General features: G+C 42.2%; 16 protein-coding genes. 1 reads left to right on the top strand and 15 read right to left on the bottom strand.

Annotated features, from left to right (window positions below; genetic code table 11):
* Positions 1–184: 184 nt before the first annotated feature.
* The 6 genes from PQ469_RS30335 to PQ469_RS30310 all read right to left on the bottom strand — a co-directional run bounded on the left by PQ469_RS30335 (position 185) and on the right by PQ469_RS30310 (position 6,890).
* Positions 185–1,228 (bottom strand): NAD(P)-dependent alcohol dehydrogenase, encoded by a 1,044-nt coding sequence (locus tag PQ469_RS30335; protein ID WP_090638514.1) that lies wholly within the window; start codon positions 1,226–1,228, stop codon positions 185–187.
* 275 nt (positions 1,229–1,503) lie between these two features.
* Positions 1,504–2,124 (bottom strand): ABC transporter ATP-binding protein, encoded by a 621-nt coding sequence (locus PQ469_RS30330; RefSeq protein WP_274210994.1) that lies wholly within the window; start codon positions 2,122–2,124, stop codon positions 1,504–1,506.
* A 107-nt stretch (positions 2,125–2,231) separates the two neighbouring features.
* Complete coding sequence (gene lpxA, locus PQ469_RS30325) at positions 2,232–3,017, bottom strand: acyl-ACP--UDP-N-acetylglucosamine O-acyltransferase (RefSeq protein ID WP_090638506.1); 786 nt, start codon at positions 3,015–3,017, stop codon at positions 2,232–2,234.
* Positions 3,014–4,420, bottom strand: a complete 1,407-nt coding sequence (locus PQ469_RS30320) for a bifunctional UDP-3-O-[3-hydroxymyristoyl] N-acetylglucosamine deacetylase/3-hydroxyacyl-ACP dehydratase (protein WP_090641564.1) — start codon at positions 4,418–4,420, stop codon at positions 3,014–3,016. Before PQ469_RS30320 ends, lpxA begins: the two co-directional genes overlap by 4 nt.
* Before the next feature lie 81 nt (positions 4,421–4,501).
* Positions 4,502–5,545 carry a UDP-3-O-(3-hydroxymyristoyl)glucosamine N-acyltransferase gene (lpxD, locus tag PQ469_RS30315; RefSeq protein WP_274210993.1) on the bottom strand — a complete coding sequence of 348 codons (1,044 nt, stop codon included), beginning with the start codon at positions 5,543–5,545 and terminating at the stop codon, positions 4,502–4,504.
* 118 nt (positions 5,546–5,663) lie between these two features.
* On the bottom strand, positions 5,664–6,890 hold the full coding sequence (locus PQ469_RS30310; protein ID WP_274210992.1) for an HD domain-containing protein: 1,227 nt from the start codon (positions 6,888–6,890) through the stop codon (positions 5,664–5,666).
* Positions 6,891–7,162: 272 nt separating this feature from the next.
* On the opposite strand from PQ469_RS30310, the gene porX reads away from it, so the two are divergent.
* The gene (gene porX, locus PQ469_RS30305; protein ID WP_147054524.1) at positions 7,163–8,716 is read left to right on the top strand and encodes a T9SS response regulator signal transducer PorX; all 1,554 of its coding nucleotides are present in this window, start codon (positions 7,163–7,165) and stop codon (positions 8,714–8,716) included.
* Between the two features lie 149 nt (positions 8,717–8,865).
* On the opposite strand, the gene PQ469_RS30300 is transcribed toward porX, so the two are convergent.
* From PQ469_RS30300 to PQ469_RS30260, 9 genes are all read right to left on the bottom strand, one after another.
* Positions 8,866–9,546 carry a YiaD family glycine zipper/OmpA-like lipoprotein gene (locus PQ469_RS30300; protein ID WP_090638488.1) on the bottom strand — a complete coding sequence of 227 codons (681 nt, stop codon included), beginning with the start codon at positions 9,544–9,546 and terminating at the stop codon, positions 8,866–8,868.
* 232 nt (positions 9,547–9,778) lie between these two features.
* On the bottom strand, positions 9,779–11,113 hold the full coding sequence (locus PQ469_RS30295) for a sensor histidine kinase (RefSeq protein ID WP_274210991.1): 1,335 nt from the start codon (positions 11,111–11,113) through the stop codon (positions 9,779–9,781).
* A 4-nt stretch (positions 11,114–11,117) separates the two neighbouring features.
* Entirely contained in the window at positions 11,118–11,801 is a 684-nt protein-coding gene (locus PQ469_RS30290) for a response regulator transcription factor (RefSeq protein WP_090638478.1), read from the bottom strand.
* 9 nt (positions 11,802–11,810) lie between these two features.
* Entirely contained in the window at positions 11,811–12,683 is an 873-nt protein-coding gene (locus tag PQ469_RS30285) for a hypothetical protein (protein ID WP_274210990.1), read from the bottom strand.
* 33 nt (positions 12,684–12,716) lie between these two features.
* Positions 12,717–13,055: a hypothetical protein gene (locus tag PQ469_RS30280; protein ID WP_274210989.1), complete on the bottom strand. Its 339-nt coding sequence runs from the start codon at positions 13,053–13,055 to the stop codon at positions 12,717–12,719.
* A gap of 189 nt (positions 13,056–13,244) precedes the next feature.
* Positions 13,245–14,186 (bottom strand): FAD:protein FMN transferase, encoded by a 942-nt coding sequence (locus PQ469_RS30275; RefSeq protein WP_090638462.1) that lies wholly within the window; start codon positions 14,184–14,186, stop codon positions 13,245–13,247.
* Positions 14,187–14,519: 333 nt separating this feature from the next.
* Entirely contained in the window at positions 14,520–15,173 is a 654-nt protein-coding gene (locus tag PQ469_RS30270; RefSeq protein WP_274210987.1) for a metal-dependent transcriptional regulator, read from the bottom strand.
* 144 nt (positions 15,174–15,317) lie between these two features.
* Positions 15,318–15,926 (bottom strand): hypothetical protein, encoded by a 609-nt coding sequence (locus tag PQ469_RS30265; protein ID WP_090638453.1) that lies wholly within the window; start codon positions 15,924–15,926, stop codon positions 15,318–15,320.
* Positions 15,927–16,127: 201 nt separating this feature from the next.
* Positions 16,128–16,625, bottom strand: a complete 498-nt coding sequence (locus PQ469_RS30260; protein ID WP_274210986.1) for a hypothetical protein — start codon at positions 16,623–16,625, stop codon at positions 16,128–16,130.
* Positions 16,626–16,737 lie beyond the last annotated feature (112 nt).

Raw genomic sequence — 16,737 nt, 5'->3', positions numbered from 1 at the left:
ATTTGATTTGAGATGTGGAAAAGTAGATTTGAGATATTAGACGTGAGATTTGAGATTTTTGGAGCATGCGAAAAATTTAGGCACTTTTTGGACGAAGGTCCCACCTTGCAATCCTAAAAAATGAGATTTGAAATAACTGCCAAACCCGCAGCTGTCTCAAATCTCACATCTAATAGCTCAAATCTTACAACGTAGCTATATCAATCACGAAACGATACCTCACATCACCCTTTTCCATGCGGGCGTACGCAGTATCAATATCTTTGATGTCTATCATTTCAATATCTGAAACAATTCCGTGTTCGGCACAAAAATCAAGCATTTCCTGGGTTTCGGCAATTCCGCCAATGCCCGATCCGGCAAGGCTTTTACGGCCACCCAACAGGCTAAACGCCTGCACACTGGCAGGCTCTGGTGGTACACCTACGCAAATATGTACGCCATTGGTGCGCAGCAACGACAGGTACATGTTAAAATCATGCGGTGCCGATACGGTATCCAAAATAAAATCAAAAGAGTTTTTGGCAGCTTCAATTTGTTTTGGGTCGCTGGTTACCACAAAATGATGCGCACCTAATGCTTTTGCATCAGCCTCTTTGCCTGGTGATGTGCTCAAAACAGTAACTTCGGCACCAAAAGCAACACCAAATTTAACGCCCATATGGCCCAAGCCGCCCAAACCTAAAACAGCAAGTTTATGGCCTTTACCAACTTTCCAATGCCTTAACGGCGAGTAAGTAGTTATGCCGGCGCACAGTAGCGGCGCTGTGGCGGCAAGGTCAAGTTTGTCAGAAATATGCAGTACAAAATCTTCGTTAACCACAATACTGTTGGAGTAACCGCCGTACGTTGGTGTTTTATGGTCCTGCTCCAGACCGTTATATGTTTGCGAGCTGCCGTTTAAGCAGTATTGCTCCAAATCCTGTTTACAGTTTTCGCAAACCCGGCATGAGTCAACCATGCAACCTGTTCCGGCTAAATCGCCAACTTTGAATTTTTTTACATGGTCGCCAACTTTGACAACCCTGCCAACAATTTCATGACCTGGTACCATCGGGAAAATACCCGGGAACCAATCGTTCTTAATCTGGTGCAGGTCGCTGTGGCAAACACCGCAAAATAAAATATCAAATTGCACATCATGAGGCCCAACTTCCCGGCGCTCAAAATCCCATGGGGCAAGATTGGTAGTTGGCGATTGCGCCGCGTATCCTTTAACTGGTATCATAAGTAGTTGTTATTTTTGATTACCTAAAGGTACGGGAATAGAATTGAGATGTTTGATATGAGATTTGAGATTTATTAAAGTAGTTATAGCATTATGACAAAAATATGTTTAGGGCTATCCCCTTTCCCCCTGAATAACCCGTGCAATAAATTGACCGTCATTGCGAGGAACGAAGCAATCCCCTACATGCCAAGCGGCCTTGCAAGTTCTCCACTAACATGGTTCGGGATTGCTTCGTTCCTCGCAATGACGCTACTTTTGGGTATTGGGTTTATCTAATTTTTATAATCCGATATACTCAGCCTATGCTTGCAAAAGCCATACTCGTGCTCCTGGTTGGAGCAAATGATGGTGAGCCGGCCAGTTGCAAAACGCTCAACCAGGCTTAAATACCAGTCAACGCCCTGGGCATCCAGATTTGATGTGGGTTCATCAAGCATCAGCATGGGCGTATCGGAGCAAAAGGCAAGGATCAGTTTAAGGCGTTGTTTCATGCCCGATGAAAAGTAACGAATAAGCTTATGCTCGCTTTTGGGGAGATTTAATAGTTCGATTAGTTGCTTTTTATCAAGCCCCAGTTTGTAGTTTTTAAATTTGAAATGAAAATCGACCATTTCGCTTAGCGTAAATTCTTCAATCACTTCCAGGTATGGCGCAGCAAGGCTCAGGTAGTTAAACACCTGCGAAATCTCGATAGGTTTATCCTGGAGGGCATAATTTATTGTGCCGATAGATGGCGACAGGCTCCCGTTTAAAACCTGTAGCAAGGTAGATTTGCCCGACCCATTAGGACCAAGAATAGCGTATGATTCGCCGGGAGTGAACGTATGATCAACCCCCCTGAAAATCCAGTCGCGGTTAAAGCGGCGGCCGATGTTGTTGAGGGTGATGGTCATTTGGAAGATTTAGTCCATAGACCATAGTCGATGGTCGATAGTTGAATTATGATATGTAAAAAAAGAAAAAAGAACCATGGACTATCGACTATAGACCATGGACTTTCTTAAGAATTCCCAAACCCCTTCATGATACCTCTTTGCGAGTTTTGCAGGAAGTTGATGATCTCGTCGCGTTCAACACTTGGTGTAAACTCTGCTTCAATGATGTCAAGGGCTTTGCTGACGTTATATTTTTTAAGGAACAGGATACGATAAATCTCCTGGATTTCGGCTATGGTAGCAGCCGAAAATCCCCTGCGGCGTAAGCCTACGGAGTTAATACCCACATAAGATAATGGCTCGCGGCCGGCCTTGGTGAATGGGGGTACATCCTTACGTACCAACGATCCGCCCGAGATCATACTATGTGCGCCAATTTCTACAAACTGGTGTACGGCCGATGACCCGCCGATGAAAGCATAATCGTACACATTAATGTGGCCTGCCAACTGTACTGCGTTGGCAATAATTACGTTATCGCCAATAACACAATCATGCGCTACGTGTACATAAGCCATCAGCAGGCAATTGCTGCCTATGGTGGTGGTGTTTTTATCTAAAGCGGTACCACGATTAAGGGTTACGCATTCGCGGATAGTGGTATTATCACCAATAGATACCGTACTTTGCTCGCCCTTGTACTTTAAATCCTGTGGCGGTGCAGAGACTACGGCACCGGGAAAAATACGGCAGTTTTTGCCTATCCGGGCTCCATCCATGATTACGGAGTTGGAACCGATCCAGGTACCCTCGCCAATTTCAACATCCTTGTGAATGGTAACAAAAGGTTCAATCACCACGTTATCGGCAATTTTTGCCTGTGGGTGTATATATGCTAAAGGCTGGATCATGCTTCGTTTCCTTTTACTTTTACAATTTGTGCCATTAACTCGGCCTCAACAACAACCCGGTTACCTACCATACCAACACCCTTCATGGTTGCAATACCACGGCGGATTGGCGCCAGCAGATCGCAAATGTAAATAATGGTATCGCCCGGCACTACTTTACTTTTAAAGCGCGCGTTCTCGATCTTTAAAAACAGGGTCAGGTAATTTTCCGGGTCGGGTACGGTGTTTAACACCAATATACCGCCCGTTTGTACCATACCTTCAATTTGCAATACGCCTGGAAATATTGGTGCGCCCGGGAAGTGACCTTTAAAAAACTCCTCGTTAATGGTTACGTTTTTAGCCCCTACCACATGGTTTTTGGTCAGTTCCAATATTTTATCAATCATTAAAAAAGGCTGCCTATGCGGCAACAAGCCCATAATCTCAACGGTATCATACACCGGTTTAGCATTGGCATCGTAAACTTTAACCTGTTTACGGCTTTTTTCTTTTTTAATCAGGGTCTTAATTTTTTTAGCAAAGGCTACGTTAGCAGCATGACCGGGGCGGGCAGCCATAATATGGCCTTTAAGCGGCACGCCAACCAAGGCCAAATCGCCAATCATATCCAGCAGTTTGTGCCTGGCGGGCTCGTTTTGGTGGCGTAGTTCGGCATTGTTTAAAATACCTTGCGGCGCAACACTAATGTCCTTGCGGTTAAACAACTTGGCCAGGTGGGCAAGCTCTTCTTCGTCAACTTCTTTATCAACAACCACGATAGCGTTGTTTAAATCGCCGCCTTTTATCAGGTCGTGCTTTAACAGCATTTCAAGCTCGTGCAAAAAGCAAAAGGTACGGCACGATGCAATTTCTTTTTTAAACTCGGTAATGCTCGAGATACTGGCATGCTGGCTACCCAATACCTGTGAGTTGTAATCAACCATACAGGTAAAGCGGTAATCGTCTAAAGGCATGGCAACCATTTCTACCTTACGATCAGGCTCGGAGTAATGGATATTGTAAGGTATGTGGTAATATTCGCGGTCTGCTTCCTGCTCGGTAAAACCTGTTTCGGTTATGATGTCGACAAACTGGATAGAACTGCCATCCATTATAGGCGTTTCCGGGCCATCCATATCAATCAGCACATTATCTATCTCCATACCTACCAAAGCAGCCAATACGTGCTCGACAGTATTCACGGTAGCCCCATTTTGAGAAATGGTAGTGCCACGCGATGTGTCAGTTACATTATCAACGTCGGCATCAATTATTGGCGAGCCTGGTATATCAATCCTCCTGAATTTATAGCCGTGGTTCTCTGGTGCCGGGTTAAAGGTCATGGTTACCCTTTGACCGGTATGCAGGCCGGTACCCGAAACCGATACAGGTGATTTAATGGTTCTTTGTTTTACATTCATATTATTGGTCATTGGGCATTAGTCATTGGTGAACAGTTCAGATAGTCATCAAGCAAAAACCCAATGACTAATGACCAATGACTAATGACTGTCCCTCTTTAATTCTGCTATTATTTTTTCTAATTCGTTTATTCTTTTCTCCAATTCGGGAAGGCGGCTTATGACCACGTTTGAACGCATGTTTGCGCTGTATAGCGTAGCCGGCGTACCGGCCCATTTTTTTCCTTCCTCGGCAATAGTTCTGCTAACACCCGACTGTGCCTGGAACTGCGAACGGTTTGCAATGCTGATGTGACCAACCAAACCAACCTGGCCGCCCATAATCACATTCTCGCCAATTTTAGTGCTTCCCGAAATGCCCGCTTGCGCGGCAATTACGGTATTTGCACCTATCTCTACATTATGGGCTATCTGTATCAGGTTATCCAATTTTACGCCTTTGCGTATCACTGTCGATCCCATGGTTGCTCTGTCGATAGTGGTATTTGAACCAACCTCAACATCGTCTTCCAGGATAACGTTACCTATCTGGGCTACTTTAGTGTAAGTGCCATCAGGATTAGGGGCAAAACCAAAACCATCGCTTCCAATAACGGCACCGGAGTGTACAATAACATTATCGCCTATCACACAATCAAAATAAACCGTAACGCCCGAAAATAAGGTAACGTTGTTACCAATGGTTACATTATCAGATATGTTAACATTGGGATAAATTTTGCAGTTATCGCCAATTTTTGCGTTAAGGCCGATGTAGGCAAATGCCCCTATGTAAGGCTCGGCGCCAATCTGGGCTGTTGGATGTATAAAGCAAGGTTGCTCGATACCTTTTTTGTTAAGCTTAAACGTGTTGTACTTCTCCAACAATACCGAAAACGCGCTGTAGGCATTCTCAACCCGGATAAGCGTGGCCGTTACCGGGCCGGTAAGTTGTAAATCATTATTGACAATAACTACAGAAGCATTGGTAGTATATAAATACTGCTCATATTTGGGGTTGGCCAAAAAAGAAAGGCTGCCGGCGGCCCCTTCTTCTATTTTAGCTAACTGACTAACGGTAACCGAAGGGTCACCTTCCACCGTTCCGTTAAGCAGAAAACTTATATCCTGGGCAGTAAATTGCATCGACAAATTTAAATGTTATAATTAAAGCAGCAAATATTAATTGTGAGTGGTGAGCGGTGAGTAGTGAATGGTTAGGAAAATCATTGTCAACCATTCACTACTCACCGCTCTCCACTCACTAAATCAGTTCCTTACTATAGCAAAGTATGTATTTTTTTACGGTTTTTGCTAATGCCTCTAAATTAGAGTTGTCGCTGGCCGTTGTAATGTCATGTACATGGCCATCTTTCATCAATATGCCTATGTTGCCATCGCCGGCGGTATAGGCATTATTACGTATAGATGTAGTAAAAACAAAGTATCCGGCATCCTGCTCGCTTATGCTGTATTTTTTCATCGCCTTTTTTATAAGGGAGTTTACAAACTCCTTATCGGGGCGCTTATTGCTGATATCTACATGATACAACTTACGCTGCACCAGGTTTTGCGCCAGGGTTGATAGTATAAAATCGTTATGCCCCGCCCAAACTTTTACGGCTGCCATAATATCGGTATCATCCAAACTGGCAAAAGTTTCCAGGTGATGGTCCTGGTTCATAAAGGCTTCTTTGCTGATGCCTCCTTTTATAAAATGCTTTAACGCAGGTGTAGCAAAAAGGTCTTCGCCTTTCAGGGTAAGCTCGCGGCAGCGTTTAAATATCTTCACCAACAACTCTTCGCCGGCAATTACGGTTTTGTGCAGGTAAACCTGCCAGTACATGAGCCTGCGGGCAATTAAAAATTTTTCTATCGAGTAAATGCCCTTCGCATCAACTACAATATGATCGTCCTTAACATTCAACATTTTGATGATCCGTTCGGAGCTGATCACCCCTTCGGATACACCGGTAAAAAAGCTATCGCGGTTAAGATAATCCAACCTGTCCATATCCAACTGGCTTGATACCAGCTGATGCAGAAATTTACGGGGGAAAGTATTGTTAAATATACTTATAGCCATGGTTAAACGGCCATTAAACTGCTGGTTGAGTTTGTTCATCAGCATAGATGAGATATCCTCATGATCAATCCCCTCAATAATGGTACGCTCCAGGGCGTGCGAGAATGGACCATGGCCAATATCGTGCAGCAATATAGCAATGGTAACCGCCTCTTCTTCTTCGTCGCTTATGTTGTGGCCTTTGTTGCGCAGGGTTTCTATAGCGGTGTCCATTAGGTACATAGCACCTATGGCATGATGAAAACGGGTGTGCAGCGCGCCGGGATAAACCAGGTGCGTCATCCCCAATTGCTTAATGTACCTTAACCGCTGAAAGTAAGGGTGTTCAATCAGGTCGAATATCAGTTCGGTTGGAATGCTGATAAAACCGTAAACCGGATCGTTTATTATTTTCTTTTTGTTCAATGGATTAAGTAAAGTGCAAAAATGTAAAACAAAGGTAAAATAAGCCGGTGATGTTTGTTAAATTTTGTTAATACCTTTACTAATCAACAACAAAAGCGTCTCTTTGGGGTTTACTGTCTGAATCAGAATTGCCAGAATTTAAGAATTAACAGAATATAACTGATTAAAAACAGGATATTTGACTTAACTTAATCTTATTCGCCAAATTCAATAATTCTGAAAATTCTCAAATCCTGAAAATTCTGATTCAGAATATTTTTAATCCAGATACTATGCAAGATACCACCATTTTATGGGCTGATGACGAAATTGACCTGTTACGACCACACATATTGTTCTTAAGCGAAAAAGGCTATAAAGTTACCACCGTAACCAATGGCAACGATGCTGTTGATACTTTCAAAAGCGGCTATTTCGACCTTGTTTTTTTAGACGAGAATATGCCGGGCCTTACCGGGCTGGAAACACTGCAGCAAATAAAAAACATCAATAATGATGTGCCTATTGTGCTGATAACCAAAAACGAAGAAGAATATTTGATGGAAGATGCCATCGGCTCAAAAATAGATGATTACTTGATTAAGCCGGTTCACCCCAAACAAATACTGCTTACCATTAAAAAGCTAACGGAAAATAAACGCCTGGTAACCGAAAAAACTACTATGGCCTATCAAATGGACTTCCGCACGCTGGGCATGACGCTGAACGATAACCTGAGCCATCAGGAATGGGTTGACGTTTATAAAAAACTCATTTATTGGGAGCTGGAACTGGAAAAACTGGAAGATGCAGGCATGCACGAGATTTTGACCATGCAAAAGGCCGAAGCCAACATGCAGTTTTGCAAATTTATTGAGCGCAATTATTTAAACTGGATAAAAAATCCCGATTCGGCGCCTACAAGCTCCCCGCAGTTGTTTAAAAAGAAGGTGTTCCCTAAAATGGATGGCAAAGGGCCGCTGTTTTTTATATTGATAGATAACCTTCGTTACGATCAGTTTAAGATCATCAACCCTATCATCTCCGAATATTTCAGGATGGAGGAGGAGGATACTTACTACAGTATTTTACCTACAGCAACGCAATACGCCCGTAATTCTATTTTTAGCGGCCTTATGCCTTTAGATATGGAAAAACGCTACCCGCAAATGTGGCAAAATGATGAGGATGAAGGTGGTAAAAACCTTTACGAATCGGAATTTGTTGCCGATCATTTAAAGCGCGTTTTACGCCGCGACTGCAAGTACTCGTATCACAAAATTCTAAATATCGATGAAGGCCGTGCGCTGAATGAGTCGGTTAGCAACCTGATGAACAATGAGCTGAATGTAGTTGTTTACAACTTTGTTGATATGCTATCGCACGCCCGTACCGATATGCAGATGATACGCGAGCTGGCAAGTGATGATGCGGCTTACCGGTCATTAACACTCTCGTGGTTTGAGCATTCGCCCCTGTTTGATCTGTTGAAGTTTTTGGCCCAGAAACAGGTGCGTGTAATTATTACAACCGACCATGGCACCATCCGCGTAAAAAACCCAAGCAAAATTGTTGGCGACAGGAATACCAATACCAATTTACGTTACAAACAAGGCAAAAACCTGAACTATAACGCTAAAGAAGTGTTCCACATCCGCAATCCGCACGATGCTATGTTGCCCAAGCTGCACTTAAGCTCGAGCTTTGTATTTGCCAAGGAGGATAGTTATTTTGTGTACCCGAACAACTACAATCATTTTGTTAACTTTTATAACGAAACCTTCCAGCACGGGGGAATTTCGTTGGAAGAGATGATCATTCCGATAGTAACTTACGGGCCGAAGTAGGAAGTCAGCTACTCCCCCCAGTGCCTTTGGTTAACCCTTGCATTGGAGGTATTCACCCTATAGTTTGCGCCCGTGCCGGGCGTACAAAAAAAGAAAAACCTGGTCGCAAAGGCCAGGTTTTTCTTTTTAAATCTATCTTAACTATTATATTATTGAGCCGATTGTTTAGCTTGGTTTTTCATTGTTGAGTTGGCAACAATTACAATTTCCACCCTGCGGTTTTTTGAACGTCCATCAACTGTTGTGTTATCGGCAATTGGCTCTGTTTCACCTTTGCCCGAAGTTTGCAGGCGTGATGCAGGAACATTTTGGGCCGCGATGTACGATTTTACAGCTTGAGCCCTTTGAATGGATAAATCCATATTATGCGCGTCGCTTCCTGTATTATCTGTATGGCCAACAATTAAAATATTAGTTTCGGGGTTATTTTGAAGCGATACAGCCAGTTTTTGCAAATTGCTTTGCGCTTCGGCTTTTAAAGCCGATTTGTCGGTATCAAATAAAATGCCCGAGTCAAATTTCACCAGGATACCTTCGCCTTCGCGGGTTACCGTAGCACCGGGAACTGTTTGTTTAATTTCCGCAGCCTGCCTGTCCATATTTCGGCCAATAAATGCGCCTGCGGTACCACCAACGGCGCCACCAATAATAGCACCTAAAGCAGTGTTACCCGCAGCCTTACCAATAAAAGCGCCTACAGTACCACCGGCACCAGCGCCAATAGCAGCCCCTTTTTGTGTTTTGGTTAATGAATTACAGCCCGAGCCTAATATTCCAACCGTAGCTAATGCCAAACTGAAAGTTGCTACCTTAATTTTTAGAGATTTCATAATAATAATATGTATATATATACTTCCGTTTGCAAAGCAGGTGCCAAACGCAAAACTGGCATAAATTGACTGCCAATAAAGACAAATACACACTTCTGCTTTATTTTATTAACAATTACGAAAGTGGCGATTTGAAAAATGATTATTGTTTAGCCTTAATCTAATAGGCTGACTAATTTTTAGTACATAAATGTAAAATTCCCGATACAACAAGAGGAATACGAAGGGTTGATCAACTAACAATTATCAATGTAGCCGGAAAAATGAGCTTAAAAGTACTACCTACATCTTTTTCGGATACTACATCAACTTCGATATTGTGGAAGCCGGCTATAGATTTTACTATAGGCAGCCCCAGGCCGAAGCTATCCTGTTGCAGCGACTGGCGGAATTTTTTAAAGCGGTTAAATATCAAAGGCAGCGCTTCGGCATCTATTCCTATCCCGGTATCGGTTATGCTTATTATAAATTTATCATGTACGGCCACTGCCGCAACCCTGATGCTGCCATCCTCGCGGTTATATTTTATAGCATTGTTAATCAGGTTAAAAAACAGGTTAAAAAGCAGGAACTTATTAATGTTTACCATATACCAGTTATCGGGCACCGAAACTTCATAGCTTATGTTTTTATCCTGAAGGCGAATGGAGATTTCGTCATAAACATCCTGCAACAACTCACTTACCGAAACTTTATCTTCTTTTAAAAATTGCTCATTCTCAATTTGCGATATCAGGAGCAGGGTTTTAGTGATGCTTTTGAGCCGGTTAAGAATTTTTTGCATCTCCAGCAAACGTACTTTTAACTCGTCATTTATATCTTCCTCCTCAAACATGTTTTCAATTTTCGACTGAAGGATAGATATCGGGGTCATCAGCTCATGCGATGCGTTGGAGATAAATTCGCGTTCCTTATGAAATTTATCGGCAATAGTCTCAATCATATTGTGGATGCTCAGGTCAAGATGCTCAAAATCTGATGTAGTGGTGCGCACCTTTCGGTATGACTGGAAATTTGGGAACCTTTGGCCTACAAGCTTGGTTTTAATAATGATGCGTAATGGTTTAAGCACATAATTGGAGTAAACCTGGTCGGCAAGTACGGTGAGCAATATCATGCCTAATAATACCTGGAAAGCCAGGTTTTGCAGGGGGATGCTGGTTTCATCAAGGGTATCAACGCTTTTGCCAATTTCCAGGAGGTAATTTTTGTTTTTTACCTTAAAAGTATGGCTCAATATCCGGTACTCAAGCGTGTCGCCCTCGCTAAAAAGACGTTTACCACGTTGAATGGTATCTAAAAAATACTTTGGGTCAACCTCATCAAGGCTTATGTATTCATCTTTAAGCGGGAGGTAACTTCCATAGCCTTCGCCGTTTACTATATAAGTTTCAATGCCCTGGCTTTTAACAATTTGCAGCAGTTTGTTTTTTTGTTTTATCAGCTTACTATCAACGTAACTGCTACTTATGTTTTTAATCAATACAGGTACAAGCAATACAAAAAGTATCACAATCACCAGTTTTGATATGGCGTTAAACAGTGTAAGTTTTGTTCTTAATTTCAAATAATTAAGCGTTTATCTTTATTTTATATCCAAGCCCCCGCACTGTTTCCAACCAGTCGGGCGATGCAAATGCATTTAATTTTTTCCTGATGTTTTTAATGTGTGCATCTATATAATTGGAGTCGTAATCGTTGTTAACCACACTGCCCCAAATATGTTCACTTAACTGCATCCTGGTAAGCGTGCGGTTTTTATGCAGGATGAGGTAAGCAATCAGGTCGAATTCTTTTTTGGTGATGGTATTAACCATGCTTGTACCGTATGATATGGTGCGGTTGGTTAAATCAATCAGGAAACCATCCAGGTCTATAATATTATTTTTAACCCCAAACTTGCGGCGAATAATAGCTTGCATCCGGCTTTGCAGCTCAAGCAATGAAAATGGTTTGGGCAGGTAATCATCGGCACCCAGGTCAAGCCCTTTAATGCGGTCGTTGATTTCGGCGCGGGCGGTTAATATGATACAGGCCGCATCCAAACCCTGTTTTTTTACCTCTTTTAACAAATCGAGCCCATCGTAATCAGGCAAACCCAAATCTATCAGTATAAAATCATATAAATTGGTGGCAATTTTTTCTGACGCCGAAGCTCCATTATAACAAACCTCGCAGATGTAGTTATAATTGGTCAGAAATATCTCCAGTTCCTGTGCAAGCGCTTTTTCGTCTTCAATAATTAAAACATTCATGCGCTGGTATTAATAAAACAAGTAGAAGAATGTAAAGTTAAAAAACGATTCTTTATGGTTTTCGAGCATCCCCTCTACGTTAACCGGAATAGAATAACGCCATGAAGCCTCAAGGGTGTAATGGGGCCTGTTATAAGCAATGGGCACCTTAAAGCTGTAGTTAAGCATTTTAAACTTGCGGTTATACCGTGCGGAGTTTGCATCATCGTACACATATATGTTGTCAATATCCTGTTTAAAACGATGGTCTACAGAGTATCGCTGCACAAAATTTTGGGTTCCCGTTATAAAATTGAATGATGGATTAAATGAAAGGTAATCCTGATCATCAAAAATGCTCCAACTTGTTTCAATGTATTTGGAGTTTGTAACGGTAACAAAAAAATCGTTTGATTTGCCAAAAAGGTAGTCCGCAATAACGCTGGTTTTCAAAAACTTCCAATCATATGAGTTTTTCAGGTTAATATCATTTGACGAAGCCGATTTGATTACGTTGGCTTGCTTATTAAAAATAAACCGGGTATAGCTTACCGTGCCCGAAAACTTTTTAGACAGTTTGTAAAAGTATCCGCCGCCAACATCAACTTCATCAACCGGCGCATACCCCAAAACCTTTAATACCGAACCATACGCAAAAAAACCTTGTTTGCTGTTATAAATAACATCGCCGGTAACAAAGGGATATTTAACAGGGCTGGTACGTCCGAAAAAGAGGGCGTCGCTGCCATAATTCACCCCCACCGAAACAGATTTTTTCCTGATGATGGTATCTGTATCGGCCACAATATGGATGTTGCCACCGGTCAAAAACCGGGTGTTAATACCTGTGGCATATAAGGCATTACTGCCGGCAATAAAAAAAAATAAGCAAAGGTACTTCATCAAAAATTGGTAAATTGTTTGTTAACCACCTGTTTAATCGCCATTTCGTCGAGGTATTTCCGGCGGACGCTCCAGCCCTTCGGGCCGGCGCTGTCTTTTCGGCTTAGGTTTGGGCGCCACAGGTAGAGTGTTTTCATTCACCTTTGCGGGCTTGGCCTGCCGTTTTGCTTTAGCTACCTCTTTAATTTTATTTTTTTCTTCCTGCTCTTTTTTACTTTTTGATAACGTAGTATCGGCCGGTAAATTATGATGCTGCAACGTAACCGTATGATGGTATTCAACAGGATTTGATGGGCTGTTTGTAGTACCGGCATCAGATAAATGTGGCGTAAATATCAATAACAGTACAATATACGCAAACCACTTTACCATTGAGAGGAAGAAAAACTTAAAATTATATTCAAATATCGGTCAATATAAACAGTAATACCCAAATTGGGGGTACTGTTGATAACAATTATCACCTGTTTATTTAAGCAAGGGAAAATGCTTATACAAACAAGTGATTACACGCTTGCCGGAATAATTATGATTGGTTTAAAATAAATAAGATTAAAGGTTTTATATGCTGATGCCTTTTGACATATAAACGCGGTCCTGGTCGTCAATAATAACACAGGCAATTTGATTTAGCTGGTTAATTAAATACATGCCGGCGTTAATGCCAATGCTAATCATAGGAGATGCCATGGCATCGGCCAATTCGGCGGTTGGGCTAAGCACGCTTACGCTTTTAATTTCGCTTACCGGGAAACCTTTATTGGCACTGGCAATACTTTGAAATTTTTTCTTGCTGATGCTTGCATATTTTTCGGCATTTACCGATGTGGCAAACGCCATATTGCTAATGTTAAGGTGGGCAAATGGTTGTTTCCGCTGTTCCGGATCAGCAGTGCCTACCGTCCATGGTTTGTTATTAGGCTGTGTGCCCCAGGTTAGCAAATCGCCACCTGAATTAATAACGCCGCTGCTTACGCCATTCATTTGCAAAATAAATTTTGCCCTGTCGGCGGCGTATCCCTTACTGTTGGCTCCAAAGCCAATGCGCATACCTTTTTCCTTTAAAAAAATAGTTTGTTTGCCGGCATCAAGTACAACATTTTGATAGTTGGTTTGCATTACCGAGTATGGGGCCGTTTTAACAGTCACGTTTTCAACCGAAGTTGTATCGTTGCCGGTATTACCGGTGAAATAGGTAATATCAAAAGCACCGTGTGTAAGTTCAGATATCTGTAAAGCACGGCTAATTAACCTGAAAATTTCGCCATTGGCTTTTACCGGGGCCACACCGGCTTCGCGGTTAATTTGTTTAATATTGCTGTGGTCGCCAAAAGCCGAAAGCAGTTTTTCGACCCGGTTGATCTCGTCGATAGCGATTTCTATTTGTTCATTGGCCAATAAAGGATCACTTCCAACCACACTAATCTCAAATTTATCACCCATAGCGTGTACATTACGTTTGTAGGTGGTTAAATTGTTACCTAAAGTTTTTACTGCCAGCATAAAATAAATTTTTTATCGTCAAAAATCAAACTACTCTAATCCCGCTGTAGGATGATTTTGTTTATAACAAAAATGTTACCTCTCACCTCTACAACAACTAAGGTAGATTGCTTATATGAAAATAAGATGAAAACAAGATTGCGAATAACGTAAATCAGGGATTTGGCTATAAATTGGAGCAAATAGCAAGGAATAAAGACAAAAAAATGACACTTTTTTCAAATAGTCAGAAGGGCTATTTATTTCGCGCAAATACGCAAAGAAGTCAAGGCGCAAAGTATTTGTTTGTCTTTCTTTGCTCCTTAGGGCCTTCGCTTGAAAAAAATCCGCCTCTCAATCAATCAAAATATTCTCGCCAAATTTTTGCGACACGGTAGTGTTTTCCTTACCATTGATACTGATTACCAGCGAGTCGTCAAAAGGTATTTTTTCAATTAGCAGGATGTGGGTACCTATACCAATATTAAGCTTGATAAGGTATTGCAAAAACGAATTGCTGGTATCGCGCACGGCAGCCACGCGACATGCCGCACCAGGTTTAAGATCGGTTAACGTTACCGAAAATGATTTAGGCACCTTTCCGTTGGCTTTTGGAATGGGATCGCCGTGAGGATCATATTCAGGGAAGCCCAGGAACTTGTCAAGCCTATCGGCCAAAGTTGCATCGCTTATGTGCTCAAGTTCTTCGGCAATATCGTGGATCTCGTCCCAATGATAGCCCAGTTTTTCTAACAGAAACACCTCCCAAAGGCGGTGCCTGCGCACAATTAGTATGGCATCTTTTAAACCCTGCGGGGTAAGTTTTACGCCAACTTTTTTATCATAGGCAATCAGCTCCTTTTCGGTAAGCTTCCTGATCATATCAACTACCGAGGCGGGGTTATTACCCAGCGCTTCGGCTATAGCAGTTGGCGTTATTTTAACATCCTTTTGCTGTGCGATACGGTAAATGGCCTTTAGATAATTTTCTTCTGATAATGTATACATCCGTTATTGAACTGGGAACGTACAAACATAAATAAAAACCAGCCGGTTTGTAATAGTTAGGGATGCCTAAATATTGCCAACCCGTTTTAAACAAAACAGGCCTCCATGTTACCGGAGGCCTGTTTTGCTGTTTTTATTTGGTTATTAGTGATGACCATGACCACCGCCATGTTCTCCACCTCCACCATGATTGCCACGACCACCGCCGCCACCATGGTTGCCATGATCGCCACCAAAATGACCGCCGCCGTTGCCATGAAACTGTGGCCCGCGGCCACCATGGTTTCCATTATCGAAGTGGCCATTACCACGGGTGTACGCTACCCTACGGTCATGATTGCCTCTCCAGTAATTGGCATACCTGACATCGCGGCTGTTGCGTATAACAACCTGGTCATGACGGCCCCTGTAGCTGGCATACCTTGTTCTGTAAACATCGTTTCTTACCCATGGGGAGCGCTCATTAATTACCACTTTATAGCTGTGGTATAAGTCATAGTTACGATAACGTACCGGTAAATAGGCGCGGTGTACCCACACATTATTATCAAAGTATACATATTGATGTGTTGGCACATCATAGTAAGTATCAATATCGGGCATGTAATAATAATTGGCGTAATCATATCCAACAGGCCCCCAGGCCGGTTGGCTGCCTATGTTTACCCCTAAACTTACGCTTACCTGGGCACTGGCTGTTTTAATAACGAAGCAGCTTAATAATATAGCTGCCGACAGGATGATCTTTTTCATTTGTTTTGCTTTTTAAGTAGTGCCCCTTGTTAACCATCAATAGATTGCCAACAGGTAGCATTGTTTGGATGTATGACAATATTAAATCAAAAAAGTTTAATATAAATCAAACCTCCATGCGAGACGCATGGTCAATACACAAAAAACAGGCCCCCATTTTATCGGAAGCCTGTTTTGATTAAAAAAATTAGCAATCAAAAATTAATCTTTGTGGCCATGCCCTTTATTGCCATGGCTGGTTTTGCGTACTTCTTTATGTATAATTACCTTGCGCGAGTTGCCCCGGCCATTACCTGTCCAATGGTTTTTGTATTTAACCTCGCGGCTGTCGCGGATAATAGTTTGGTCATGTCTACCCCTATAGTTTGCGTATTTGGTACGGTAAACCGTGTTATGTACCCATGGCGTACGCTCATTAACTACCATTTTGTAGCTATGGTAAACATCGTAATTGCTGTAACGGGGCGGTAACGCAACCGAGTGCACCCATACATTATTGTTAAAATAAACATACTGATGCGCGTTTACATCATAATATGAATCAATGTCGGGCATATAGTAATAATCGGCCCTGTCATAACCGGTTGGCCCCCATTCGGGTTGGCTGCCAATATTAATATTTAAACTAATCTGGGCGCTTGCGGGCTTTATTGCTAAACAGCCTAAAAATATCGCGGCTGTTAAAATTATCTTTTTCATAGTGCTATCGTTTTTGTTTGGATGTATGACAATAGCCAACAGAAAAAGTTTAGTTTAAAGCATAGGCCGGGGGAGTAACTAATCAGTTACAATAATTTCAGAGGGGCTGAGT

It is taken from the genome of Mucilaginibacter sp. KACC 22773, from assembly GCF_028736215.1.
Lineage (GTDB): Bacteria > Bacteroidota > Bacteroidia > Sphingobacteriales > Sphingobacteriaceae > Mucilaginibacter.
This window is presented reverse-complemented; position numbering and strand designations above follow the sequence as displayed.

Coding starts and splice junctions, on each gene's coding strand:
- PQ469_RS30320 (WP_090641564.1), bottom strand. CDS start 4,420: ATGAATGTAAAACAAAGAACCATTAAATCACCTGTATCGGTTTCGGGT.
- PQ469_RS30285 (WP_274210990.1), bottom strand. CDS start 12,683: ATGAAGTACCTTTGCTTATTTTTTTTTATTGCCGGCAGTAATGCCTTA.
- PQ469_RS30265 (WP_090638453.1), bottom strand. CDS start 15,926: ATGAAAAAGATCATCCTGTCGGCAGCTATATTATTAAGCTGCTTCGTT.
- PQ469_RS30290 (WP_090638478.1), bottom strand. CDS start 11,801: ATGAATGTTTTAATTATTGAAGACGAAAAAGCGCTTGCACAGGAACTG.
- PQ469_RS30280 (WP_274210989.1), bottom strand. CDS start 13,055: ATGGTAAAGTGGTTTGCGTATATTGTACTGTTATTGATATTTACGCCA.
- PQ469_RS30260 (WP_274210986.1), bottom strand. CDS start 16,625: ATGAAAAAGATAATTTTAACAGCCGCGATATTTTTAGGCTGTTTAGCA.
- PQ469_RS30275 (WP_090638462.1), bottom strand. CDS start 14,186: ATGCTGGCAGTAAAAACTTTAGGTAACAATTTAACCACCTACAAACGT.
- porX (WP_147054524.1), top strand. CDS start 7,163: ATGCAAGATACCACCATTTTATGGGCTGATGACGAAATTGACCTGTTA.
- lpxD (WP_274210993.1), bottom strand. CDS start 5,545: ATGCAATTTACTGCCCAGGATATAAGTTTTCTGCTTAACGGAACGGTG.
- lpxA (WP_090638506.1), bottom strand. CDS start 3,017: ATGATCCAGCCTTTAGCATATATACACCCACAGGCAAAAATTGCCGAT.
- PQ469_RS30330 (WP_274210994.1), bottom strand. CDS start 2,124: ATGACCATCACCCTCAACAACATCGGCCGCCGCTTTAACCGCGACTGG.
- PQ469_RS30300 (WP_090638488.1), bottom strand. CDS start 9,546: ATGAAATCTCTAAAAATTAAGGTAGCAACTTTCAGTTTGGCATTAGCT.
- PQ469_RS30270 (WP_274210987.1), bottom strand. CDS start 15,173: ATGTATACATTATCAGAAGAAAATTATCTAAAGGCCATTTACCGTATC.
- PQ469_RS30335 (WP_090638514.1), bottom strand. CDS start 1,228: ATGATACCAGTTAAAGGATACGCGGCGCAATCGCCAACTACCAATCTT.